Raw genomic sequence first — 23,425 nt, forward strand, 5'->3', positions numbered from 1 at the left:
GTCACACCGCCCCTGCGCGGGCGCGGAGCATGCCGGCGGGAGCGACGTCCTCGAGCGGCAGACCGCGGCGGGCGGCCACCTCCTCCGGACGCTGGAGGCCCTTCAGGGCCGCCACGGTGGCGTGCACGATGTTGATGGCGTTGTCGGAGCCCAGCGACTTGCTCAGCACGTCGTGGACACCGGCGCACTCCAGCACCGCGCGGACGGCGCCACCGGCGATGACACCGGTACCGGCCGAGGCCGGGCGCAGCAGCACGACACCGGCCGCCTTCTCACCCTGGACCGGGTGGGGGATGGTGCCCGCGATGCGGGGGACGCGGAAGAAGTTCTTCTTCGCCTCCTCGACGCCCTTGGCGATGGCGGCCGGAACTTCCTTGGCCTTGCCGTAGCCGACGCCCACCATGCCGTCGCCGTCGCCCACGACCACGAGGGCCGTGAAGCTGAACCGGCGACCACCCTTGACGACCTTGGAGACGCGGTTGATCGCGACAACGCGCTCCAGGTGCGGGGTCTTCTCCTGGGCCGCGCCGCCGCGGCCGCCGTCACGACGGTCGCGGCGCTCTCCGCGCTCGCCCCCGCCGCCTTCGCGACGCGTGCGTCCTGGCATCAGGCGTCCCTCTCAATTCCGGTGATGATCATTGTCAGAACTCCAGCCCCGCCTCGCGGGCGGCATCCGCGAGAGCGGCGACCCGGCCGTGGTAGGCGTTGCCACCGCGGTCGAACACCACCTTGCTGATGCCGGCGTCCTTGGCGCGAGCCGCGGCCAGCTGACCGACCTTGGCGGCACGGGCCTTCTTGTCGCCGTCGAGCGCCCGGACGTCCGCCTCGACCGAGGAGGCAGCCGCCAGGGTGTGGCCCGCGAGGTCGTCGATGATCTGCACGGTGATGTGCTTCGACGAGCGGTGCACGACCAGGCGCGGGCGCTCCGCCGTGCCGCTGACCTTCTTGCGGAGGCGGAAGTGACGGCGGGTCTTCGCGATGCGGCGGGTGGTCGAGATGTCCTTGCCCACCGGCTTGCGCTTCGTTGCAGTCTCGCTCATGTCACTTACCCGTCTTTCCGACCTTGCGGCGGATCTTCTCACCCGAGTAGCGCACGCCCTTGCCCTTGTACGGGTCGGGCTTGCGCAGCTTGCGGATGTTCGCGGCGACCTCGCCGACGAGCTGCTTGTCGATGCCAGCCACGGAGAAGCGGGTCGGCGTCTCCACCGCGAAGGTGATGCCCGCGGGGGCCTCGACCTTGACCGGGTGGCTGTAGCCCAGGGCGAACTCGAGGTCCGAGCCCTTGAGAGCCACGCGGTAACCGACGCCGTGGATCTCCATCTTCTTCTCGTAGCCCTGCGTCACGCCGACGACCATGTTCTGCACCAGGGTGCGGGACAGGCCGTGGAGCGAGCGGCTGCGGCGCTCGTCGTTCGGGCGCTTGACCTCGAGCGTGCCGTCTTCGGCCTTCTCGAGGGTGATCGGCTCGGCGATCGTCAGGTTCAGGGTGCCCTTCGGCCCCTTCACGCTGACGGCCTGGCCGTCGATGTTCACGTCGACCCCGGAGGGGACGGTGATCGGCAGCTTTCCGATGCGCGACATGCCTTCAGTCCCCCCTTCTACCAGACGTAGGCGAGGACTTCTCCGCCCACGCCCTGCTTGTTGGCCTGGCGGTCGGTCAGCAGACCGCCAGAGGTCGAGATGATCGCGACGCCAAGACCGCCCAGCACCTTCGGCAGGTTGGTCGACTTCGCGTAAACCCGCAGACCGGGCTTGGAGACGCGGCGGAGGCCTGCGATGCTGCGCTCCCGGTTCGGGCCGTACTTCAGCTCGATCACCAGGTTCTTGGCGACCTCGCCATCCTCGTCGCGGTAGCTGGCGATGTAGCCCTCGCGCTTGAGGATCTCGGCGATGTTCGCCTTCAGCTTCGAGTGCGGCATCACGACCTTGTCGTGGTAAGCCGAGTTCGCGTTCCGCAGACGAGTCAGCATGTCTGCGATCGGGTCGGTCATCGTCATGGTGACCTGGTCAACCTTTCTCGCTGCGGTTCCCCAGCCAGGGTCCGAGCGGCCCGCCCCCTCGCGGGGGCGGGGCGCTGGTCGTGGACGGGCCTACAGCGAAGTGGATGTAGAGAGAAAAACCGGCCGCCGAGGCGGGACTACCAGCTCGACTTGCTCACGCCGGGCAGCTCGCCCCGGTGGGCCATCTCGCGCAGGCAGATCCGGCACAGGCCGAACTTGCGGAACACCGAGTGCGGACGACCGCAGCGCTGGCAGCGGGTGTAGGCGCGCACCTTGAACTTCGGCTTGCCCGCCGCCTTGTTGATCAGAGCCTTCTTGGCCATCTGTCAGTTCTCCTTGAACGGGAAGCCCAGGTGCTTGAGCAGCGCCCGGCCCTCCTCGTCGTTGGTGGCGGTCGTGACGACCGTGATGTCCATGCCGCGCGGGCGGTCGATGGCGTCCGGGTCGATCTCGTGGAACATCGACTGCTCGTTGAGGCCGAACGTGTAGTTCCCGTTGCCGTCGAACTGCTTGCCGGACAGGCCGCGGAAGTCGCGGATGCGCGGCAGCGCGATCGTCAGCAGGCGGTCCAGGAACTCCCACATGCGGTCGCCGCGCAGCGTGACGCGGGCGCCGATGGGCATGCCCTCGCGGAGCTTGAACTGCGCGATGGACTTGCGGGCCCTGCGGACCTCGGGGCGCTGGCCGGTGATGATCGACAGGTCGCGCACGGCGCCCTCGATCAGCTTGCCGTCGCGGGCGGCGTCGCCGACACCCATGTTGACGACGACCTTCACGACGCCGGGGATCTGCATCACGTTCGCGTACTCGAACTGCTTCTGCAGCTCGGCGGCGATTTCCTCGCGGTAGCGGGTCTTCAGCCGCGGCGTGATCTTCTCAGCGGTGGTCATCAGATGTCCTTCCCGTTACGACGGGAAATGCGGACCCGCTTGCCCTCGTCGTTCGTCCGGTAGCCCACACGGGTCGGCTTGCCGTCGGAGTCGACCACCATCACGTTGGACACGTGGATGGGGGCCTCCTGGGTCACGATGCCGCCCGACTGCGCGCCGCGCTGGGTCTGCGTGATCCGGGTGTGCTTCTTGATGCGGTTGACGCCCTCGACCAGGACGCGGTCCAGCGCGGGGTAGGCCTGGATGACCTTGCCGCGCGCACCCTTGTCCTTGCCGGCGATAACCACGACGGTGTCGCCCTTCTTCACCTTCATGGTCAGAGCACCTCCGGCGCCAACGAGATGATCTTCATGAACTTCTTGTCGCGCAGCTCACGGCCGACCGGGCCGAAGATGCGGGTGCCGCGCGGCTCGTTGTCGTTCTTGATGAGCACAGCGGCGTTCTCGTCGAAGCGGATGTAAGAGCCGTCGGGACGGCGCTTCTCCTTGACGGTCCGGACGACGACGGCCTTGACCACGTCGCCCTTCTTGACACCCGCGCCGGGGATTGCCTGCTTCACCGTGGCGACGATGATGTCCCCGATGCCCGCGTAGCGACGGCCGGAACCACCGAGAACACGGATGCAGAGGATTTCCTTCGCACCGGTGTTGTCGGCGACCCGGAGCCGCGACTCCTGCTGGATCACTTACCTGTCTCCTTGACCATTCCTGGCCCGCCAGATTTCCGACCTGACGGGCTCGGTCTGACTTACTTGGCCTTCTCGAGGACCTCGACGAGCCTCCACCGCTTGGTGGCGGACAGCGGCCGGGTCTCCATGAGGAGGACGCGGTCGCCGATGCCAGCGGTGTTCTGCTCGTCGTGCGCCTTCACCTTGGTGGTGGAGCGCATGACCTTCGAGTAGCGGCGGTGCTTCTTGCGGTCCTCGACCGCGACCACGATCGTCTTGTCCATCTTGTCGGACACGACGAGGCCCTCGCGCACCTTGCGGTAGTTGCGCGCCTCGGTGGTCACTTCTTCGTTCTCGCTCATGCCGCACCCTCACCAGTGGAAGCCGCATCGGGGGAAGCCGAGAGACCCAGCTCCCGCTCGCGCATCACGGTGTAGACCCGAGCGATCTCGTTCCGGACCGTGCGCAGGCGGCGGTTGTTGTCGAGCTGCCCGGTGGCCATCTGGAAGCGGAGGTTGAACAGCTCCTCCTTGGCCTCCCGAAGGCGCAGCACGAGCTCCTCTTCAGTCAGCTCGCGCAGCTCGGAAGCGGTGGTACCCGCTGCCATCAGAAGTCACCACCCTCACGCGTGACGATGCGGCACTTCATCGGCAGCTTGTGGATCGCGCGACGGAGCGCCTCACGGGCGATTGCCTCGTTCGGGAAGGACATCTCGAACAGGACACGGCCCGGCTTGATGTTGGCCACCCACCACTCCGGAGAGCCCTTGCCGGAACCCATGCGGGTCTCGGCGGGCTTCTTCGTCAGCGGGCGGTCGGGGAAGATGTTGATCCACACCTTGCCACCGCGGCGGATGTGCCGGGTGATGGCGATACGAGCCGACTCGATCTGCCGGTTGGTCACGTAGGCGGGCTCCAGGGCCTGGATGCCGAACTCGCCGAAGGTGACCCTCGTGCCGCCCTTGGCAGCACCGGAACGACCGGGGTGGTGCTGCTTGCGGTGCTTAACCCTGCGCGGGATGAGCACGACTCAGCCCTCCGTCTTCTCTTCGGTCGCGGCCGGCTTGTCGCTGGCCTGTGCGTCAGCCGCGGCACGACCGGCCTCGGTGCTCGTCGCGGTGGTGCCGCTGGCACCGGAGCGACGGGCCCGGTTGGGGCGGTCACCGCGGTCGCGCCGGGGCGCGCGCTCGGCCGAGGGGGCCGCGTCGCGCTCGCGCTTGGCGCTGATGCCACCGACCACGTCGCCCTTGTAGATCCACACCTTGACGCCGATGCGGCCGAACGTGGTGCGGGCCTCGAAGAAGCCGTAGTCGATGTCGGCGCGGAGCGTGTGCAGCGGCACGCGGCCGTCGCGGTAGTGCTCCGAGCGGGACATCTCGGCGCCGCCGAGGCGACCGCCGCACTGCACGCGGATGCCCTTCACCTGCGAGGAGCGCATGGCCGACTGGATGGCCTTGCGCATCGCGCGGCGGAAGGCGACGCGGTTGGACAGCTGCTCGGCGACGCCCTGCGCCACGAGCTGCGCGTCCGACTCGGGGTTCTTGACCTCGAGGATGTTCAGCTGCACCTGCTTCTTGGTGAGCTTCTCCAGCTCACCGCGGATGCGGTCGGCCTCCGCGCCGCGACGGCCGATGACGATGCCCGGCCGGGCGGTGTGGATGTCGACGCGGACCCGGTCACGGGTGCGCTCGATCTCCACCTTGGAGATGCCTGCACGCTCCATGCCACGCGAGAGCAGCTTGCGGATCTTGACATCCTCGGCCACGTACTCGGCGTACTGCTTGTCGGCGTACCAGCGGGACTTCCAGTCGGTGGTGATCCCCAGCCGGAAGCCGTGCGGGTTGATCTTCTGACCCACTACCGAGCACTTCCCTTCGCGCTGGTCTTCTTGGGACGGCTCTCCACCTCGACGGTGATGTGGCTCGTCCGCTTGCGAATCCGGTACGCGCGGCCCTGGGCACGCGGGCGGAATCGCTTGAGGGTCGGACCCTCGTCCACGTAGACCTTCGACACCCAGAGGGTGTCGGGGTCCAGGGACAGGTTGTTCTCGGCGTTGGCCACGGCGCTCGCGAGCACCTTGCGGACCGGCTCAGATGCCGCCTGCGGCGCGAACTGGAGCACGGCCAGGGCCTCGCTGGCGCTACGACCCCTGATGAGCTCGACGACGCGACGCACCTTCATGGGCGTGTCGCGGACGTAGCGAGCCCGAGCCACGGCGCGCGGGAACTCCGGCGCTTCGGCTTCGTTACGGGCGTTCATCGCTGCTTCCCCTTGCTCTTTTCCTAGTTCGACGCCTAGCGGCGGCGCGACTTCCGGTCGTCCTTGATGTGACCCTTGAACGTGCGGGTCGGGGCGAACTCGCCGAGCTTGTGCCCGACCATCGCCTCCGTCACGAACACCGGCACGTGCTTGCGGCCGTCGTGCACCGCGATCGTGTGGCCCAGCATGTCGGGGATGATCGTCGACCGGCGGGACCAGGTCTTGATGACGGTCTTCTTACCCGACTCGTTGAGGACGTCCACCTTCTTGAGCAGGTGGTCGTCCACGAAGGGGCCCTTCTTCAGGCTGCGAGGCATCCTTCACTCCCTCCCTGCTCAGCGCTTCTTACCGGTGCGACGACGCCGGACGATGAGCCTGTCGCTTGCCTTGCGGCGGCGGGTACGGCCTTCGGGCTTACCAGCCGGGTTCACCGGGTGGCGACCACCGGAGGTCTTGCCCTCACCACCACCGTGGGGGTGGTCGACCGGGTTCATGGCGACACCGCGGACGGTGGGCTTCTTGCCCTTCCACCGCATGCGGCCGGCCTTGCCCCAGTTGATGTTCTGGTGCTCCGCGTTGCCGACCTCGCCGATCGTGGCGCGGCAGCGCACGTCCACGTTGCGGATCTCGCCCGAGGGCATCCGCAGCTGGGCGTACGGGCCGTCCTTGGCGACGAGCTGGACGCTCGCACCCGCGGAACGCGCGATCTTGGCGCCGCCACCGGGGCGCAGCTCGATCGCGTGGACGACGGTGCCGACCGGGATGTTCCGGAGCGGCAGGTTGTTGCCCGGCTTGATGTCGGCCTTGGGGCCGTTCTCGATCACGTCGCCCTGGTGCAGCTTGGCCGGGGCGATGATGTAGCGCTTCTCGCCGTCGACGTAGTGCAGCAGCGCGATCCGGGCGGTGCGGTTGGGGTCGTACTCGATGTGAGCGACCTTGGCCGGGATGCCGTCCTTGTCCGTGCGGCGGAAGTCGATCAGGCGGTAGGCCCGCTTGTGGCCGCCACCCTTGTGCCGCGTCGTGATCTTGCCTGAAGCGTTGCGGCCACCGCGGCCGTGCAGCGGGCGGACCAGCGACTTCTCCGGCGTCGACCGAGTGATCTCGGCGAAGTCGGAGACGCTCGCACCGCGACGACCGGGGGTCGTCGGCTTGTACTTGCGAATGCCCATCTCTACGCAGTCCTCGTCGTCATCAGGCGGCCGGGCCGCCGAAGATCTCGATCGGCTTGCTCTCGGCGGACAGCGTCACGATGGCGCGCTTGGTGTCCTTGCGCTTGCCGTAACCCGTCTTGGTGCGCTTGCGCTTGCCCTGACGGTTGATCGTGTTGACGCTGACGACCTTGACGCCGAAGACCTTCTCCACGGCAATCTTGATCTGGGTCTTGTTCGAGCCGGGGGACACCAGGAAGGTGTACTTGTTCTCCTCGAGGAGCCCGTAGGACTTCTCGGAGATCACCGGCGCGAGCAGGATGTCCCTGTGGTCGGGGATCACTTCTCGTCCTCCTGTGCCACCTCGGACGAACCGGCGACCGCCTCGGCCGAGCCCTTGCCCTGCTGGGACTTGCTCGCGAGGAACACGTCCAGGGCGCTCTTGCTGAACACCACGTCGTCGTTGACCAGCACGTCGTACGTGTTGAGCTGGTCGGGCGCGATGACGTGCACGTGCGTCAGGTTGCGCAGGCTCACCCACGACACGTCCTCGTCGCGCAGCAGCACGACGAGGATGCGGCGGGCGGTGCTCACCGACTCCAGGACCTTGCGGGCGGTCTTGGTGGAGGGCTTGTCGCCCTCGACGAAGCCGGTCACCACGTGGACCTGGTTCGCGCGGGCCCGGTCGGAGAGGGCACCGCGCAGGGCGGCGGCCTTCATCTTCTTGGGGGTGCGCTGCGAGTAGTCGCGCGGCACGGGGCCGTGCACGACGCCACCGCCTGCGAACTGGGGCGCGCGGGTCGAGCCCTGGCGGGCGCGGCCGGTGCCCTTCTGCCGGTACGGCTTCTTGCCGCCACCGGAGACCTCGGCGCGGGTCTTCACCTTGTGCGTGCCCTGGCGCGCGGCGGCCTGCTGGGCCACGACGACCTGGTGCAGCAGGGAGATGTTGGCCTGCGCGTCGAACACGGCGCCGGGCAGCTCGACGCTGCCGTCGGTCTTGCCGTCCGGGGTGCGGACCTCAACGGACGTCGTCATGATCAGGCACCACCCTTCGCAGCGGTCTTGACGAACACGGTGCCGCCCTTGGGGCCGGGAACGGCGCCCTTGATGAGCAGCAGGCCGGACTCGGCGTCCACCCGGAAGACCTTGAGGTTCTGGGTCGTCACGCGGGCGTGGCCCATGCGGCCCGCCATGCGGAGACCCTTGAACACGCGGCCGGGCGTGGCGCAGCCGCCGATCGAACCGGGCGAGCGGTGCTTGCGCTGGGTGCCGTGGCTGGCGCCCAGGCCGGCGAAGCCGTGGCGCTTCATGACACCGGCGTAGCCCTTGCCCCTGCTGGTGCCGACGACGTCGACAACCGCGCCGGCCTCGAACACCTCAGCGGTGATCTCCTGGCCGACCTGGTACTCGGAGGCGTCCGTGGTGCGCAGCTCCGCCAGGTGGCGGCGGGGCGTGACGCCCGCCTTGGCGAAGTGGCCCGCAACGGGCTTGATGACCTTGCGCGGGTCGATCGCGCCGAAGGCCAGCTGCACGGCCGAGTAGCCGTCGTTCTCCTGGGTCCGAACCTGGGTGACCACGTTCGGCTCGGCCTTGACGACGGTCACCGGGACGACCCGGTTGTTCTCGTCGAAGACCTGAGTCATGCCGAGCTTGGTGCCCAGGAGGCCCTTAACCTGCCTGTCAGACATGGGTCTCGTTACTCTCCGCCCCAAATGGGATCAACACTGCCGCGTCCACGCTTACTGAATGTTGACGTCGACGCTCGCCGGCAGGTCGATGCGCATGAGCGCGTCCACCGTCTTCGGCGTCGGGTCGAGGATGTCGATCAGACGCTTGTGCGTGCGCATCTCGAAGTGCTCGCGCGAGTCCTTGTACTTGTGCGGCGAGCGGATGACGCAGTAAACGTTCTTCTCAGTGGGCAGCGGCACAGGCCCGACGACCCGAGCGCCGGTGCGCGTCACGGTCTCGACGATCTTGCGCGCGGACGCGTCGATCGCCTCGTGGTCGTAGGCCTTGAGCCGGATGCGGATCTTCTGTCCCGCCATAGTGGCTTGCCGTTCCTCTGCTTCTAGTACCGCCGCGGTGCGGGCACCTTTCGCGAGGTCACGGGACCTCCGGCGCGCTCCGCCCCCTATTCAGGACTGACACCCAGCGGTGTCACGGTGCCCGGTCCACGCGGTCGGGCGTGTCGCCCTCCCGGCCATAAACCGGTCCCACTGATGAAACCTGTGGGATTTTGTGCCCAACACAACTTCAACGATCTTACCCCGCTCGTGACGGGGCGGCCAGGTCCATGGTTCTGAACCGGCCGCCCCGACGAGCAACCCGTCAATAGTTGCACACTCTCGTGCGCAAGCCAAATCCGGGGGGTGTTTCAGTTAGCGCGAGGTCACTTGATGATCTTGGTGACCGAGCCCGCACCGACGGTGCGGCCACCCTCGCGGATGGCGAACCGCAGGCCCTCGTCCATGGCGATCGGCTGGATCAGCTTCACGGCCATGGTGGTGTTGTCGCCCGGCATGACCATCTCGGTGCCCTCGGGGAGGGTCACGACGCCGGTCACGTCGGTGGTGCGGAAGTAGAACTGCGGGCGGTAGTTGTTGAAGAACGGGGTGTGGCGACCGCCCTCGTCCTTCGACAGGATGTAGACCTGCGCCTCGAACTCGGTGTGCGGAGTCGTGGTGCCGGGCTTCACGATCACCATGCCGCGCTCGACGTCCTCGCGCTTGATGCCGCGGAGCAGCAGCGCGGCGTTGTCGCCCGCGCGGCCCTCGTCGAGGAACTTCTTGAACATCTCGATCGAGGTGACCGTGGTCTTCTTCGAGGTCTCCTTGATACCGACGATCTCGATCTCGGAGTTGACCTGGATGATGCCCCGCTCGATGCGACCGGTGACGACGGTGCCACGACCGGTGATCGTGAAGACGTCCTCGACCGGCATCAGGAACGGGCGGTCGACCTCGCGCTCCGGCTCCGGGATGTTCTCGTCCACGGCGTCCATGAGGCCGATGAGCTTCTCGCCCCACTCGGCGTCGCCCTCCAGCGCCTTCAGCGCGGAGACGCGGACGACGGGCAGGTCGTCACCGGGGAACTCGTACTCGGAGAGCAGCTCGCGCACCTCGAGCTCGACGAGCTCCAGGATCTCCTCGTCGTCCACCATGTCGGCCTTGTTCAGGGCCACCACGATGTAGGGCACACCGACCTGGCGGGCCAGGAGCACGTGCTCCTTGGTCTGCGGCATCGGGCCGTCGGTCGCGGCCACGACCAGGATGGCGCCGTCCATCTGCGCCGCACCCGTGATCATGTTCTTGATGTAGTCCGCGTGACCGGGGCAGTCGACGTGCGCGTAGTGGCGCTTGTCGGTCTGGTACTCGATGTGCGCGATCGAGATCGTGATGCCGCGCTGCTTCTCCTCCGGCGCCTTGTCGATCTGGTCGAACGGCGTGAAGGGGTTCAGGTCCGGGTACTTGTCGTGCAGGACCTTGGAGATGGCAGCGGTCAGCGTCGTCTTGCCATGGTCGATGTGACCGATGGTGCCGATGTTGACGTGCGGCTTCGTCCGCTCGAACTTCGCCTTCGCCACTGGATTGTCCTCCTGGACTTCTATTGCTTTACCCGGCGGGTGTGGTTCGACCCGCCGGGCGTCACGTCAGGGTTTTGCGGACCCCAGGGACTGAACCCCCGGAGAGCCCGCGTGGTGCTGCGGTGCTCCGGTTTGGGTTACTCGCCCGTCGCCTTTGCGATGATCTCCTTCGAGACGTTCGCGGGAACCTCTGCGTAGGAGTCGAACGTCATCGAGTAGTTCGCCCGACCCTGGGTCTTGGACCGCAGGTCACCGACGTACCCGAACATCTCCGACAGCGGCACGAGCGCCTTGACGACGCGGGTTCCGCTGCGCTCCTCCATGGCCTGGATCTGGCCGCGGCGGGAGTTGAGGTCGCCGATCACGTCGCCCATGTACTCCTCGGGCGTGGTGACCTCGACAGCCATCAGGGGCTCGAGGATCGCGGGGCTCGCCTGGCGAGCCGCTTCCTTGAGGGCCATCGAACCGGCGATCTTGAACGCCATCTCCGACGAGTCGACCTCGTGGTAGGCGCCGTCCGTCAGCGTCAGCTTCACGCCGACCAGCGGGTAGCCCGCCAGCACGCCGTACTGCATGGCGTCCTGCGCGCCCGCGTCGACCGAGGGGATGTACTCCCTCGGGATGCGACCACCGGAGACGGCGTTGACGAACTCGTAGAGCGCGCCGTCTTCCTTCTTCTCCAGCGGCTCCAGGTCGATGAGGACCTTCGCGAACTGGCCGGAGCCACCGGTCTGCTTCTTGTGGGTGTAGGAGTACTTCTCCACCTTGCGGCGGATGGTCTCCCGGTACGCCACCTGCGGCTTGCCGATGTTGGCCTCGACCTTGTACTCGCGGCGCATGCGGTCCACCAGGATGTCCAGGTGGAGCTCGCCCATGCCGGCGATGATGGTCTGGCCGGTCTCCTCGTCGAGCTTGACCCGGAAGGTCGGGTCCTCCTCGGCGAGCTTCTGGATCGCGGTGCCCAGCTTCTCCTGGTCGGCCTTCGTCTTGGGCTCGATGGCCACCTCGATGACCGGCTCGGGGAAGGTCATCGACTCGAGGACGATGGGGCTCTGCGCGTCCGACAGGGTCTCACCGGTCGTGGTGTCCTTGAGACCGATCACGGCGTAGATGTGCCCCGCCATGGCCTCGGTGACCGGGTTCTCCTTGTTGGCGTGCATCTGGAAGATCTTCCCGATGCGCTCCTTGCGGTCCTTGGTCGAGTTGATGACCTGGGCCCCGGAGGCGACCTGACCCGAGTACACCCGGATGTAGGTCAGCTTGCCGAAGAAGGGGTGCGCGGCGATCTTGAACGCCAGGGCGGCGAACGGCTCGTCCGTGGAGGGCTTGCGCGTGACCACGGTCTCGCCGTCCCGCAGCGTGCCCTCGACCGGCGGGAGGTCGAGCGGCGACGGCAGGTAGTCGATCACGGCGTCGAGCATGGGCTGGACGCCCTTGTTCTTGAACGCCGAGCCGCAGAGCACCGGGTACGCGGTGCCCTCCTTGACGATCTGGCGGATGCCCGTCTTGATCTGCTCGACGGACAGCTCCTCGCCCCCGAGGTACATCTCCATCAGGGCGTCGTCGGTCTCGGCCACGGCCTCGACGAGCTGCTCGCGGTACTCCTGCGCGCGCTCCAGCAGATCCGCGGGGATCTCCTCGACGGCGTAGTCCTCGCCCTTCTGGACCTCGCCGCGCCAGGTGAGGGCGCGCATGTTGATCAGGTCGACGACGCCGATGAAGTCGCTCTCGGAGCCGATCGGCAGCTGCAGCGGCAGGGGCTTGGCGCCCAGCCGCTCGCTGATGGTCCTGATGGTGAAGTAGAAGTCCGCGCCCAGCTTGTCCATCTTGTTGACGAAGCAGATGCGGGGAACGTCGTACTTCGAGGCCTGCCGCCACACCTGCTCGGACTGGGGCTCGACGCCCTCCTTGCCGTCGAACACCGCGACGGCGCCGTCCAGCACGCGGAGGTTGCGCTCCACCTCGACCGTGAAGTCGACGTGGCCCGGCGTGTCGATCAGGTTGATCTGGTGGTCCTTCCAGAAGCAGGTCGTCGCGGCCGACGTGATCGTGATGCCGCGCTCCTGCTCCTGCTCCATCCAGTCCATCACGGCCGCGCCGTCGTGAACCTCGCCGATCTTGTAGCTGATCCCGGTGTAGAACAGGATCCGCTCGGTCGTCGTGGTCTTGCCCGCGTCGATGTGGGCCATGATGCCGATGTTCCGGACCTTGGCCAGATCAGTGAGCACGTCCTGTGCCACGGGTGTTTCCCCTGTCTTGAGCTAGCTGGTAGCAGGCTCACTAGGGCCGGGAGCGGCCCGGCCGGGTGTCCCCGGCCGGGCGTCGCGTCACCAGCGGTAGTGGGCGAAGGCCTTGTTCGACTCGGCCATCTTGTGGGTGTCCTCGCGGCGCTTGACGCTCGCGCCCAGGCCGTTGCTCGCGTCGAGCAGCTCGTTCATCAGGCGCTCGACCATGGTCTTCTCACGGCGCTGCCGGGAGAAGATGATCAGCCAGCGCAGGGCGAGCGTGGTCGAGCGACCCGGCTTGACCTCGATCGGCACCTGGTAGGTCGCACCACCGACGCGGCGGCTCTTGACCTCCAGGGCGGGCTTGACGTTGTCGAGCGCGCGCTTGAGCGTGACGACCGGGTCGGTGCCGGTCTTCTCGCGGGCGCCCTCGAGGGCGCCGTACACGATCCGCTCGGCCACGGAGCGCTTGCCGTCGACCAGCACCTTGTTGATGAGCTGGGTCACCAGCGGAGAGCTGTAGACCGGGTCGGAGATCAGCGGCCGCTTCGGGGCCGGTCCCTTGCGGGGCATCAGCTCTTCTCCTTCTTCGCGCCGTAGCGGCTGCGAGCCTGCTTGCGGTTCTTGACGCCCTGGGTGTCGAGCGAACCGCGAATGATCTTGTAGCGGACGCCGGGGAGGTCCTTCACACGACCGCCGCGCACGAGCACCATCGAGTGCTCCTGCAGGTTGTGGCCCTCACCGGGGATGTACGCGGTGACCTCGATGCCGCTGGTCAGGCGAACACGGGCGACCTTGCGCAGAGCCGAGTTCGGCTTCTTGGGCGTGGTCGTGTAGACGCGGGTGCACACACCGCGCCGCTGCGGGCTGCCCTTGAGGGCCGCCGTCTTCTGCTTGGCGACCTTGTCCTGCCGGCCCTTGCGGACCAGCTGCTGGATCGTTGGCATACGCCTGGCTGCTTCTTCCGTTCACGTGCCCGCCGCCGGGGCGGCGAGCGCTGTTACCTGGTCCCTCTCTGCACCCGAGGTCGGGCGTGTCGCGCCCCACCGGCATGGCCGAGCGGGGGTTGAACCGCCTCACCACAGGTCCGCAGGCCACGTCCCAGGACGCCCCTGCGTGTGGAGGACACCGCGACCCGCCTTCCAGAACAACTGGCGCGTAGGCACGCGGAGCGGCCCGACATGGGTCGGGCACGAGTACCAAAGATACTCCGCACGGTTAGCACCGGTCAAAACGGCCCCGCCCCGGGGGCGGATCCCGCAGTCGTTCACCCGTGCGGACGATTCAACCACCGGTTCGGGAGATCCGCATCCGGGTTTCCCGGCGCAGTTCAGCGCCGCGTGGCCACCAGTGGCACGAGGTTCACCGAACCGCGCGACGGGACCCGCGCACGGTCGGCGGTCACCCTCGCGCAGACGGGGGCGGTCACCGCGCGATCGCCCGCCCGGACGGGGGTGCGCGGGGAGCGGGACGGCGCGACCGGCCCCACCCTCCGGACCGCGTTCGGACGGCCACTTCGGACAGTCCAGGACGGACCGCCCGCGAGCCCCGGAGCAATGCGCCGATTCCCGGTACAGGGGTCCGCGGGAGCATTAGATTCCGATGCGCTCCCCCTCACCCACCGTCACCGGAAGGCCCCGACGCCGCCATGCCCGACTGGGACGACAACGACGCGCTGGCCGCCCGGAACGCCCAGCTGCGCGACACCCTCGACAGCGTCATGCGCGAGGTGAGGCAGCGCACCGAGGCGTTGAAGGACGTGCAGGCCGCCGTCGCCGCCCTGTCCGGTCGCGCGTCGTCGCCGGACGGCGCCGTGACCGCGGTGGTCGACGCGACGGGCGTGCTGGACCGGCTGGAGCTGTCGCCCCGCGCGTTCGAGCGGTCCACCCCGGAGCAGCTGGCCAGGACCATCACCCAGGTGGTGCGGCAGGCCGCAGGCTCGGTCCGCGAGCAGGTGAGCGGCGCGGTGGCCCCGCTGGCCGAGGACGGCGGGCGCCTGGTCGACCTGCCCGACGTGCTGCCGGGCGCGCCGTCGCTGCGGGACGTGCTGAGGGTCGAGCAGCGCGACGTCGCCCCGCCGCCCCCGCCGCCCGGTGACGACTTCGACGGCCCGGTGCTGCGCGGCGCGTCGGCCCCGCAGCCCGAGCCGCCCGCCGCGCAGCCCCCGTACGGCCAGCCCCCGCAGCGCCCCGCGCAGCCCGCCCCGCGCAGGCCCGCGCCGTCGGACGACGACGAGGACTTCGGCGGGAACTCGATCATGAACAGGGGTGACCGCTGGTGACCGGCGGGCAGGTGCAGCTCGAGGTGGAGGCGGTCGTCGCCGCCGCCAGGAAGCTCGGCGCCGTCGGCGAGGACTTCGGCGAGCGGATCGCCGCGCTCACCTCGGCGCTGGCGGCCGAGGGCGCGTGCTGGGGCGGGGACGAGTCCGGGCAGCAGTTCGCGAAGGCCTACGAGCCGAACGCGGCCAAGGCGCAGGACGTGATGAAGAAGGCCGCGGGCGCGATGGCTTCCATCGCGGACGGCCTGACCGAGCAGGCGGAGTCGATGCGGCGGCTGGACGACGAGATCCGGGCGCGCATGGGCCGGGCGGACGGCTGACGTGGGCATCGAGATCCCCGGCTGGCTGGAGCAGGTCGCCTGGCTGGCGGCGGGCGAGTGGCCGGAGGGCGACGAGACCGCGCTGCGCAGGGTCGGCGCGGCGTGGGACCGGGCGGCCGAGGACGTGGACGCGGCGCTCCGGGACGCGGACGCGGCGGTGGCCGAGGCGCTGTCCAGCATGGACGGCGAGGCGGCCGACGCGGTCCGCGAGTTCTGGGCGCAGTACGCCGACGGCGACCAGGCGGCGCTGCGGGCGCTGGAGGAGCGGTCGCGGGAGCTGGGCGACCAGTGCCGCAACTGCGCGCTGCAGATCGAGTACGCGAAGCTGTCGATCCTGATCGCGCTGGGGATCTTCCTCGCCGAGCTGCTGGCGATGCTGGCGTCGGCGTTCGTCACGGCGGGGGCGTCGACGGCGGGCATCGTGCCCGCGCAGATCGCCACCAGGGCGACCATCCAGACGATCGTGCGCAAGCTCATCCAGTCGCTGGCGCAGCGGCTGGGGCGGAGCCTGGTGGGCACGGTCGTGCGGTCGGTGGTGACCGAGGTGGCCACGTCGGTCGGCACGGACCTGGCGGTGCAGGCGATCCAGATCGCGCGGGGCGACCGGAAGGGCGTCGACGGGAAGCTGGTCGGCGACGCGGCCCTGTCCGGCGCGATCTCCGGGGCGACGGGCGCGCTGGTCGGCGCGGGCGGGGACAAGCTCCTCGGCAGCGCGACCGAGGGCCTGGCCAGGAACGCGGCGCGCGAGGCGGCCGAGGAGGCGGTCACGGGCGTGGCGTCGACGGTCGCGGAGGCGGTCGTCACGGGCGAGGGCGTGAAGTTCGACGACCTGCTGCAGAGCGCGGCGAGCGGCGGCCTGGGAGGCGCGGTCGGGGGCGCGAAGACCCACTTCGACGGCGGCTCGCACGGCGGCTCGGCGGGTGATCCGGGCGGGTCGCCGGACCTCGGCGGCTCCCCGGACCCAGGCGGCGCCTCGCCGACCGGGCTGGACCTGGACGCGCGGTCGACCCCGACATCAACGCCGACGCCGACGCCGACGCCGGTGAGCGCACCTCACGACGGCGGCGGCCAGGGCGCCCCGCCCCTCACGCCGAACGCGGACTCCCCGCCGCTCAGGCGCGCGCAGGACGCGACGTCGACGTCGTACGCGACGACCACCCCTGCGGAACCCGCCCACGCGCCGCAGTCCTCCCAGGAGCCCACGCCGAGGCAGTCGCAGCAGGCGGCGCCCCAGCAGTTCCCCCAGCCCGCTCCCGCGCAGGCGCCCACGCCCACGCAGAGCAACAGCAGCGGCACGCAGGCGCAGCAGTCACCCCCGAGAACCACCACCCCGCCCCCTGCCCAGCCGCACTCCCCCACACCCCAGTCCCACCCGACGCAGCCCCACACCCCGGCCGCGCCCCCCAGCAGCACCCAGCCCGCGCACACCCCGAACACCACCGCGCCCGCGCCGCAGCAGCCACACCAGTCCCCGGCGGCGGCCCACCAGCCCTCCACCCCGCAGGCGCCCGCCCACCAGTCCCCCGCTCAGCAGGCGCCGGTCCAGCAGCCCTCCGCCCACCCGGCTCCCTCCCACCCGGCTCCCTCCCAACCAGCTCCCTCCCACCCGGCTCCCTCCCAACCAGCTCCCTCCCACCCGGCTCCTTCACACCAGGGCACGACCACCCAGCAGAGCGGCACGACGACCCCGCAGTTCCAGGGCGGCTGGTCGCCGCAGCAGGCCCCGCCGCCCTTCCCGCACCGCGCGCCGGACCAGCCCACCCCGGACGGTCGCCCGCAGCAGCCGTTCCAGCAGCAGGCGTTCCAGCAGCAGCCGCACTTCCCGCAGCACAGCCCCCAGCCGACCGGCCCGCTCCCGCAGCAGCAGGGTCACCCCGGCAGGCCCCAGGTCGATCCGGCCCAGCCGCACCGGTCCGAGCGCCCCGCACCGGACCAGCGCCAGCCCGCGCCCGCGCGCCGCCCGGACGGCCCGGCCCGGCACCAGGACGGCCCGAACCAGGACGTCCCGCCGCAGCGACCGACCGCCCCGGCGCACCACCCGGACGCCACGACGCCTCAGCGCGCCGACGCCCCCGCGCACCAGGTGGACGCCCCCGCCCTCCCCCAGGACGGCCCGGCCGCCCCGCACCGCGACCCGGTGGGCGAGGCCCCGCGCCCGCGCACCGAGCAGGAGCAGGCGTCGCGGATGCGCAAGCGGTTCTCGCTGCCCCCGGAGCTGGCGCACCTCCAGCCGCGCGCGGCCCTGACCCGCTCGGGCCTCTCGCTGCACCAGGACAAGCTCCACCCGGCCGTGCACCGCTCGGCGGACCGGGTCACGGAGGACCCGCGCACCTACACCGTCGACGTCCACGGCACCGGGACCAGCGCGTCGGTGGACGGCACCCGCCTGTCGCCCAGGCAGCTGGCGGACATCATCCGGTCCACCGGCGACTGGGACGGCGAGAAGCCGATCCGGCTGATCTCCTGCAACACCGGCACGGACCCGAACGGCTTCGCCGCGCAGCTCGCCCGCGAGCTGGGCGCGGACGTCATCGCCCCGTCGAAGTACGCGTGGGTGGACGAGGCGGGCAACGTGTTCGCCTCGTCGAGGGAGTCCTCCCCCGACCGCCCGGACGGCGCCCCCGGCTGGCCGCCCAACGGCTCGTGGATCACCCACCGGCCGGACGGCACCAGCACCGACCACAACTCGACCACCCCGCCGGGCCACGACGCGGGCTGGGGCGACACCACGCCGGGCAAGGCCCCGAGGGCCTGGCACCGCGCCGCCCCCGACCAGCCGCCGCCCTGGACCGGTCCCGCGCACGACCCGCACGGCGGCCAGGCGGGCACCCCGCACCAGACCAGGTCGGGCAAGGGCGCGCTCGGCTGGGTGAAGGCCGTGCTCACCCGCCAGGCCGACACCGACCCGCACGCGAACTCCCCCTTCCGAGGCTGGACCCCGGAGGCCGCGCAGCAGCAGCGCCAGCAGCAGGGCCTCACCGGCCGGCAGACCTGGAACGCCCCACAGCCCCAGCCGCCCGCAGCCCACCCGTCGGCGCCGGTCCCACCCGGCCAGACCGCCGGACACCCCGGCTGGCCAGGCGGCGCGCAGTCCCCCCACGGCCAGCTGGGCAGGCAGGCGCCCCCCGGCAGGCCGCAGGCCCTCGAGCCCTTCGGCAACGGCGACAACTCCCAGCGCACGCCGAACGGCGCCCCCGGCGCGCAGCAGTTCGGGCAGCCCGCCGCGAGGCAGCCGCTCGGGCAGGGCCACTTCGGCGCGACCACCCAGCAGGGCGGTCACCCCGGCCAGCCGCCCGGCCGCCAGGACCAGCACCCCGGTGCGAGCCGACCGGGCGTCCAGCCCCCGCAGCCGGGCATCCCGCAGGGCTACCAGCAGCAGGCGGGTCACCGGCCTGCGAGCGGCCAGCCTGCGGGCGGACAGCGGATGGGCGGCCACCCCGCGAGCGGCCAGTCGATGGGCGGCCAGCCTGGGCTCGGCCAGCCCGCGAGCGGCCAGCCCAGGGTCAGCCAGCCCGCGAGCGGGCAGCCTGGAATCGGCCAGTTCACGGGTGGACAGCGGACCGGCGGTCAGCCGATGGGCCAGCCGCAGGGCTTCGCCCAGCCGAGGCCCCCGCAGACCGGCCTCCCGCAGTCCCACCCCGCGCAATCCCACCCCGCGCAGTCCCACCCCGCGCGAACCGGCCCCGCGCAGCCGGGCTACCGGCAGGGCCCGCCGCCGCAGGCGGGTTCCACGCCTCCCGGCGCGGGCAGGCCGGGTCCGCAGCGGTTCGGCCCGAACCCCGGTCCCGGACGGCCCGGTTTCACGCAGCCCGGTTTCACGCGCCCCGGTCTCGCTCAGCCCGGCTCGCAGCAGCCCGGCTCGCAGCAGCCAGGTCCCGCACGGCCGAACACCCCGCAGACCAGCCCTGCCCAGCCGGGCCCCGCTCGACCGGGTTCACCGCAGCCTGGTCAGGCGCAGCAGCCGCGATACGGCCAGACCCCGCCCACCGGCTTCCAGCAGCAGGGCGACCGGGTCGCGCCGTCCGCACCCCAGCTCGACAACCGCGGCCAGCGGCCCACGCCCCCGCCCCCTCCGGCAGGTGGTCAGCCGCAGGGCGAGCGCCCGCCCGCGCATCAACCGGCGTCCCCGGACGCGCAGCAGCCGGGCGCCCCGCGCGCGGAGACCCCCGCACGCCCGCAGCAGGCCACCGACCTGCCCGCCCCCGAGGTCCAGCAGACCACCGGGCACCCGCAGCAGGCGCTCGCGGACCAGCCGCGGACCCACCAGCCGTCCCCACAGGACGTGCCCGCGCAGAGCGCGCCGGAACAGGTCGCACCAAGCGGGATCAAGCCCGAGCAGATCAGGCCCGAAGAGGTCGCGCCCGAGCAGACCAAGCCCGCGCAGGCCGCGCCGGAACAGGCCGCGCCTGCGCAGCCGAGGCCCGAGCGGTCGGCTGAGCCGGGAACCGCCGCGAAGCCCGTCGAGCCCGCGCCACCCACCGCCCCACCCGCCGCGCCGCGCGGTATCGCCGACCGGCTCGCCGACCTCACCACCCCCGTCGGGCGCGACCACACCCCGGCCCCCGACCGGACCCCCGACCACCGGCCGGAGGACACCGGGGCCCCTGGCACCCCCCAGCGCGAGCAGCCCGCCCACGACCTCGGCGACGACCTCGGGACCGGGGCCGAGCCCGACGAGCGCACGCCCACCGACCAGCTGCTCGAGGACTTCCTGGCCGCCTTCCACGAGCAGCTCGACCGGGAAGCGGCGCTCCGGGACGCCGTGAAGACCCCCTCCGGGCTGGAGTGGGTCGACCCGAGGAAGCAGACGATCCCCCCGGACGGCTGGCCCGACGGCCTGTCCGACGAGGAGCTGCGGGAGCTGCCGCAGGACGAGCGCAGGCGGCGCGAGGCCGAGGTGCTGCTGCGCGAGGAGGCGCTGCGGGCCTACCGCGCGGAGGGCGGCTACGCGCTGACCCCGGAGGAGGCCCGCGAGCTGACCCGGATGAGCTACGTCGGCGACGACGGGCGCTTCGTCCACCTGCCCGACGTGCCCGAGCACGGCGTCACCCCGGAGTTCCTGAACGACCTGAACAGGTACCTGGAGGAGCGCGGCCGTCCGAAGTACGAGGAGTACGACTTCAAGCCCGGCGAGCCCATCCCGGAGGAGTACCGGCTGACCAGGTCGGCTCCCGAGGAGATCACCAGGAACGACCTCGGCCTCACCGGCCAGGAGGTCCACGACCTGGTCCTGGGGAGCGCGAGCAAGCTCAAGCGGCTGGTCTGGCACTCGTACGGGGACGAGTGGCACCTCAAGAAGAACGCCTACTACCGGATGGACTCCCGAGGTCCCGGGCAGGTGACGACCGAGGGCTTCACGCCGATCGGCGACCCCGCCGACCACCACTTCAACGTGGAGTCGCACATCTCCGGGAACACCACCAACAGCGGGTTCGTGTCGGCCTGCCGGGACCTGAAGGACATCTTCTCCCGCACCGGCGCGCAGCACGAGCCGGGCGGCGCCCGCACCCCGTACGAGGTGTTCGACAACAACGACGGCACCGCGACGGTCGAGGCGTGGGTGCACGCCTTCCACGTCCCGGCGGGCATCGACGCCGACGCCACCCTGCGGGACAACCCGGTGCGCGGCATGTCGGGCAACTCCGCGCACCAGGAGAGCGAGGTCGTCGTGCCCGGCGGCGTCCCGCCCCGGAACATCTCCTCGTCCTTCCTGGTCCGGATGGTCGTCCCCCTCGTGGACGGCGTCCCCGACTTCAAGAACGTGACGCGCCGGTCGATCGGCGAGCACGTCGAGAACCCCGGCTTCGACCCCGACCCCGAGCGGGGCGCGACGCGGACAGGCGGCAGAACATGATCATCTGGCGGAAAGCCCCCGACTACCTGAACCCGGAGAACGCGCTCTTCCGGCGCGAGGGCACGCCTCCCGAGCAGGTCTTCGCCGAGGGCTTCCGGCCGGGCGGCGACGAGTTCGGCCTCGACCACCACGTCATGCTGGGCCAGGTCGGGCGGAGCGCGTTCGTGTCCTTCTCCCTCGGGGTGGAGAACCCGCTGCTCCAGCGCCCCGACGAGCGGGCTGCGACAGTGGTCCGGGACAGCAGGAGCTGGGTCAAGGTCGAGTACCTGTACCAGGTCTTCCACCCGAACGGGCTGCACGTGGACGCCACCTGGCACGAGCGGGGGCTCCCGCCGCTCCCCGCGGAGCAGCGCGGGCAGCTGCTGATCCCCGGCGGCGTGCCGGGCGCGCTGGTGAAGGAGGCGATCCCGCTCCTGCTCGCCTACCGGCTCGACGAGTACGGGTACCTCTACCTCCACTCGAAGACCTTCAAGGACACCATCCCCAACGAAGCCTTCGCCCCCGACGAGGTCGAGTGGGTCGGCAGCACCGGAGCGCAGAAGTGAGAGCGATCTTCCCCGAGTCCGCGGCCCCGGTCCGCTGCGTGGTCGCCAACGACGAGCCGCGCGCGCTGGAGTCCTGGGAGTGGAGCCCCTTCGGCGGCAGGCTCACCTTCGCGGACGGCTCGGTCGGGCAGCCGCCGAACTCGTACGAGGCGGTGCTGACCGTCTGGCCCTGCGTGACCGCGGGGGGCCGGACCGGGACGCTCGTGAGGCGCTTCGAGGACGGCAGGCTCCTGGTGACGGCGTCGGGCTGGCGGCTGCCCGAGGGCGAGGTCCCCCCGCCGCAGGCCGTCATGACGCCCTCGCTGGACGAGGTGGAGAGCCTGTTCCAGTACCGCGCCTCCTACCTCCCGCACACCGACACCTCCCCCGCGCCGTTCCTCTACCGGATGCCGGAGATCCCCGAGCCCGACCCCGAGGAGGGCGTCGAGGAGCACCTGGCCGCGCTCAAGGCGCTGATCGCCGAGCACGCGCCGGAGCGCTGGCTGTCGGCGCGGATCGAGGTGGAGGCGTTGAGCGGCTGGCAGGTGCTGACCGCGACCGCCCGGCAGGAGGGGGCCGAGGGCGTCGTCCACTGGTACCCGCCGCTGATGGTGGGCCAGTGGTTCGACCGGCTGCGCTCCCGGATGTACCGGTCGTCGCGGGGCGCCTGGTACAAGGCCGACCTGACCTTCACCCCGGACGGCGAGGTGGTCGCCTCGTACGACTGGCAGAGCGAGCCGCGCTGGCGCACGTTCACCTTCCGCCACCCGAACGAGCACCCCAACCCGCTGGTCAAGCACGACCTGCTGCGCTTCCCCAGGGCGGTCCAGGACGCGCCGGAGTGGGTGGTGCGGGCCAACTCGGACGGGCTGGACCTGGAGGTCACCCCGGAGCACGGCGTGCTCCCGTGGCCGGAGCCCCCGGTCCCGGCGATGATCCCGGCCAGGGTGTTCGAGCACTTCTCCGGCAACGACGAGACGGGGTACCGGGTCGCCTCCCACCGCCCCCGGCTGCACCCGGACGAGCGGCAGCTGGTGCTGTCCTACCTGAACAACGCGGTCGCGGTGCTGACCGGTCGGGGCCTGGAGGTCGACCGCCTCGACCCGGCGCACCCCGAGACGGTGCCCTCGGTGTTCCTGACCGACGGCCGGTGGGTGTGGGCGGGGATGATCGCCTACTACCTGGAGCGCCACGACCTGCCCCCCGAACCGGGGCTGCTCGCGCACATCAGGTCGCAGCGCTACCTGCTGCCGGAGCGGGTGTCGTCGGTGGCGCGGGCGCGGGCGCTGTCGTACGCGACGAACCGGCAGGGCGGCCTCGACCTCGCGGACCTCGAACCGGGGGTGGCCGAAGAGGTCGAGACGGCGCTGGACGCGGCGCGGGGCATCGCCGAGCACCTGGGCCTGAACCCGATGGCGTACTCGCTGGGCGAGCACGCCGACGGCGCGATCAACCTGGTGCGGCAGGACGACGACTTCGTCGTCTACTGGGACTACCGGGGGCGGCGGCAGTTCTTCGCGGCCTTCGACAACCCCGGCGACGCGGCGACCTACCTGATCGGGTTCTTCTACAGCTACACGACGGCGCTGCGCGAGCCGGTGGACCTGCCGCAGGCGCAGGGCGACGGGCAGGGCGCGGCCGAGGGGCAGCAGCCGCCCCCGCCGGGCGCCTGACGGGT

At 70.8% G+C, this 23,425-nt stretch carries 28 protein-coding genes; 5 read left to right on the top strand and 23 right to left on the bottom strand.

Annotated elements, in window-relative coordinates:
• Position 1: 1 nt before the first annotated feature.
• From rpsE to rpsL, 23 genes are all read right to left on the bottom strand, one after another.
• The gene (gene rpsE, locus CNX65_RS32365) at positions 2-607 is read right to left on the bottom strand and encodes a 30S ribosomal protein S5 (RefSeq protein WP_015105247.1); all 606 of its coding nucleotides are present in this window, start codon (positions 605-607) and stop codon (positions 2-4) included.
• A gap of 34 nt (positions 608-641) precedes the next feature.
• Positions 642-1,040, bottom strand: coding sequence for a 50S ribosomal protein L18 (gene rplR, locus CNX65_RS32370; protein ID WP_096497122.1), 399 nt, complete (start codon positions 1,038-1,040; stop codon positions 642-644).
• Position 1,041: 1 nt separating this feature from the next.
• Entirely contained in the window at positions 1,042-1,581 is a 540-nt protein-coding gene (rplF, locus tag CNX65_RS32375; RefSeq protein WP_096497123.1) for a 50S ribosomal protein L6, read from the bottom strand.
• 17 nt (positions 1,582-1,598) lie between these two features.
• Positions 1,599-1,997 (bottom strand): 30S ribosomal protein S8, encoded by a 399-nt coding sequence (gene rpsH / locus CNX65_RS32380; protein ID WP_015805278.1) that lies wholly within the window; start codon positions 1,995-1,997, stop codon positions 1,599-1,601.
• A 140-nt stretch (positions 1,998-2,137) separates the two neighbouring features.
• Positions 2,138-2,323 (bottom strand): type Z 30S ribosomal protein S14, encoded by a 186-nt coding sequence (locus CNX65_RS32385; protein ID WP_015805279.1) that lies wholly within the window; start codon positions 2,321-2,323, stop codon positions 2,138-2,140.
• A 3-nt stretch (positions 2,324-2,326) separates the two neighbouring features.
• Entirely contained in the window at positions 2,327-2,890 is a 564-nt protein-coding gene (gene rplE / locus CNX65_RS32390) for a 50S ribosomal protein L5 (protein ID WP_015805280.1), read from the bottom strand.
• On the bottom strand, positions 2,890-3,204 hold the full coding sequence (gene rplX / locus CNX65_RS32395; protein ID WP_015805281.1) for a 50S ribosomal protein L24: 315 nt from the start codon (positions 3,202-3,204) through the stop codon (positions 2,890-2,892). The genes rplE and rplX overlap by 1 nt, the downstream gene beginning before the upstream one ends.
• Positions 3,205-3,206: 2 nt before the next feature.
• On the bottom strand, positions 3,207-3,575 hold the full coding sequence (gene rplN, locus CNX65_RS32400) for a 50S ribosomal protein L14 (RefSeq protein WP_015805282.1): 369 nt from the start codon (positions 3,573-3,575) through the stop codon (positions 3,207-3,209).
• 62 nt (positions 3,576-3,637) lie between these two features.
• On the bottom strand, positions 3,638-3,919 hold the full coding sequence (gene rpsQ, locus CNX65_RS32405) for a 30S ribosomal protein S17 (RefSeq protein WP_096497124.1): 282 nt from the start codon (positions 3,917-3,919) through the stop codon (positions 3,638-3,640).
• The gene (rpmC, locus tag CNX65_RS32410; RefSeq protein ID WP_096497125.1) at positions 3,916-4,164 is read right to left on the bottom strand and encodes a 50S ribosomal protein L29; all 249 of its coding nucleotides are present in this window, start codon (positions 4,162-4,164) and stop codon (positions 3,916-3,918) included. Before rpmC ends, rpsQ begins: the two co-directional genes overlap by 4 nt.
• Positions 4,164-4,583 (bottom strand): 50S ribosomal protein L16, encoded by a 420-nt coding sequence (gene rplP / locus CNX65_RS32415; protein ID WP_096497126.1) that lies wholly within the window; start codon positions 4,581-4,583, stop codon positions 4,164-4,166. The genes rpmC and rplP overlap by 1 nt, the downstream gene beginning before the upstream one ends.
• 3 nt (positions 4,584-4,586) lie before the next feature.
• A complete protein-coding gene (gene rpsC / locus CNX65_RS32420) occupies positions 4,587-5,414 on the bottom strand; it encodes a 30S ribosomal protein S3 (protein ID WP_015805286.1) in 828 nt (275 codons plus the stop codon).
• On the bottom strand, positions 5,414-5,815 hold the full coding sequence (gene rplV, locus CNX65_RS32425; RefSeq protein WP_096497127.1) for a 50S ribosomal protein L22: 402 nt from the start codon (positions 5,813-5,815) through the stop codon (positions 5,414-5,416). Before rplV ends, rpsC begins: the two co-directional genes overlap by 1 nt.
• A 35-nt stretch (positions 5,816-5,850) precedes the next feature.
• Entirely contained in the window at positions 5,851-6,132 is a 282-nt protein-coding gene (rpsS, locus tag CNX65_RS32430; RefSeq protein ID WP_015105260.1) for a 30S ribosomal protein S19, read from the bottom strand.
• An 18-nt stretch (positions 6,133-6,150) separates the two neighbouring features.
• On the bottom strand, positions 6,151-6,984 hold the full coding sequence (rplB, locus tag CNX65_RS32435; protein WP_015805288.1) for a 50S ribosomal protein L2: 834 nt from the start codon (positions 6,982-6,984) through the stop codon (positions 6,151-6,153).
• A gap of 22 nt (positions 6,985-7,006) precedes the next feature.
• On the bottom strand, positions 7,007-7,306 hold the full coding sequence (gene rplW / locus CNX65_RS32440; protein ID WP_015805289.1) for a 50S ribosomal protein L23: 300 nt from the start codon (positions 7,304-7,306) through the stop codon (positions 7,007-7,009).
• Entirely contained in the window at positions 7,303-7,998 is a 696-nt protein-coding gene (rplD, locus tag CNX65_RS32445) for a 50S ribosomal protein L4 (protein WP_015805290.1), read from the bottom strand. The genes rplW and rplD overlap by 4 nt, the downstream gene beginning before the upstream one ends.
• A gap of 2 nt (positions 7,999-8,000) precedes the next feature.
• A complete protein-coding gene (gene rplC, locus CNX65_RS32450; protein ID WP_015805291.1) occupies positions 8,001-8,651 on the bottom strand; it encodes a 50S ribosomal protein L3 in 651 nt (216 codons plus the stop codon).
• A gap of 51 nt (positions 8,652-8,702) precedes the next feature.
• Positions 8,703-9,008 carry a 30S ribosomal protein S10 gene (rpsJ, locus tag CNX65_RS32455; protein WP_003938093.1) on the bottom strand — a complete coding sequence of 102 codons (306 nt, stop codon included), beginning with the start codon at positions 9,006-9,008 and terminating at the stop codon, positions 8,703-8,705.
• Positions 9,009-9,352: 344 nt separating this feature from the next.
• Complete coding sequence (gene tuf / locus CNX65_RS32460; protein ID WP_096497128.1) at positions 9,353-10,546, bottom strand: elongation factor Tu; 1,194 nt, start codon at positions 10,544-10,546, stop codon at positions 9,353-9,355.
• Positions 10,547-10,683: 137 nt separating this feature from the next.
• Complete coding sequence (fusA, locus tag CNX65_RS32465) at positions 10,684-12,786, bottom strand: elongation factor G (RefSeq protein ID WP_096497129.1); 2,103 nt, start codon at positions 12,784-12,786, stop codon at positions 10,684-10,686.
• An 87-nt stretch (positions 12,787-12,873) separates the two neighbouring features.
• The gene (gene rpsG / locus CNX65_RS32470; RefSeq protein ID WP_096497130.1) at positions 12,874-13,344 is read right to left on the bottom strand and encodes a 30S ribosomal protein S7; all 471 of its coding nucleotides are present in this window, start codon (positions 13,342-13,344) and stop codon (positions 12,874-12,876) included.
• Positions 13,344-13,718 carry a 30S ribosomal protein S12 gene (gene rpsL, locus CNX65_RS32475; RefSeq protein ID WP_015805295.1) on the bottom strand — a complete coding sequence of 125 codons (375 nt, stop codon included), beginning with the start codon at positions 13,716-13,718 and terminating at the stop codon, positions 13,344-13,346. The genes rpsG and rpsL overlap by 1 nt, the downstream gene beginning before the upstream one ends.
• Before the next feature lie 701 nt (positions 13,719-14,419).
• On the opposite strand from rpsL, the gene CNX65_RS32480 reads away from it, so the two are divergent.
• Genes CNX65_RS32480 through CNX65_RS32500 form a run of 5 tightly spaced genes read left to right on the top strand, consistent with a single transcriptional unit; the run spans position 14,420 to position 23,420 of the window.
• On the top strand, positions 14,420-15,052 hold the full coding sequence (locus tag CNX65_RS32480) for a YbaB/EbfC family nucleoid-associated protein (protein ID WP_096497131.1): 633 nt from the start codon (positions 14,420-14,422) through the stop codon (positions 15,050-15,052).
• Complete coding sequence (locus CNX65_RS32485) at positions 15,049-15,369, top strand: WXG100 family type VII secretion target (protein ID WP_096497132.1); 321 nt, start codon at positions 15,049-15,051, stop codon at positions 15,367-15,369. Before CNX65_RS32480 ends, CNX65_RS32485 begins: the two co-directional genes overlap by 4 nt.
• A 1-nt stretch (position 15,370) precedes the next feature.
• Entirely contained in the window at positions 15,371-21,223 is a 5,853-nt protein-coding gene (locus tag CNX65_RS32490) for a WXG100-like domain-containing protein (RefSeq protein ID WP_096497133.1), read from the top strand.
• Positions 21,220-21,768 carry a scabin-related ADP-ribosyltransferase gene (locus CNX65_RS32495; protein ID WP_096497134.1) on the top strand — a complete coding sequence of 183 codons (549 nt, stop codon included), beginning with the start codon at positions 21,220-21,222 and terminating at the stop codon, positions 21,766-21,768. Before CNX65_RS32490 ends, CNX65_RS32495 begins: the two co-directional genes overlap by 4 nt.
• A complete protein-coding gene (locus tag CNX65_RS32500) occupies positions 21,765-23,420 on the top strand; it encodes a hypothetical protein (protein ID WP_096497135.1) in 1,656 nt (551 codons plus the stop codon). Before CNX65_RS32495 ends, CNX65_RS32500 begins: the two co-directional genes overlap by 4 nt.
• Positions 23,421-23,425 lie beyond the last annotated feature (5 nt).

The sequence above is a fragment of the Actinosynnema pretiosum genome (genome assembly GCF_002354875.1).
Lineage (GTDB): Bacteria > Actinomycetota > Actinomycetes > Mycobacteriales > Pseudonocardiaceae > Actinosynnema > Actinosynnema auranticum.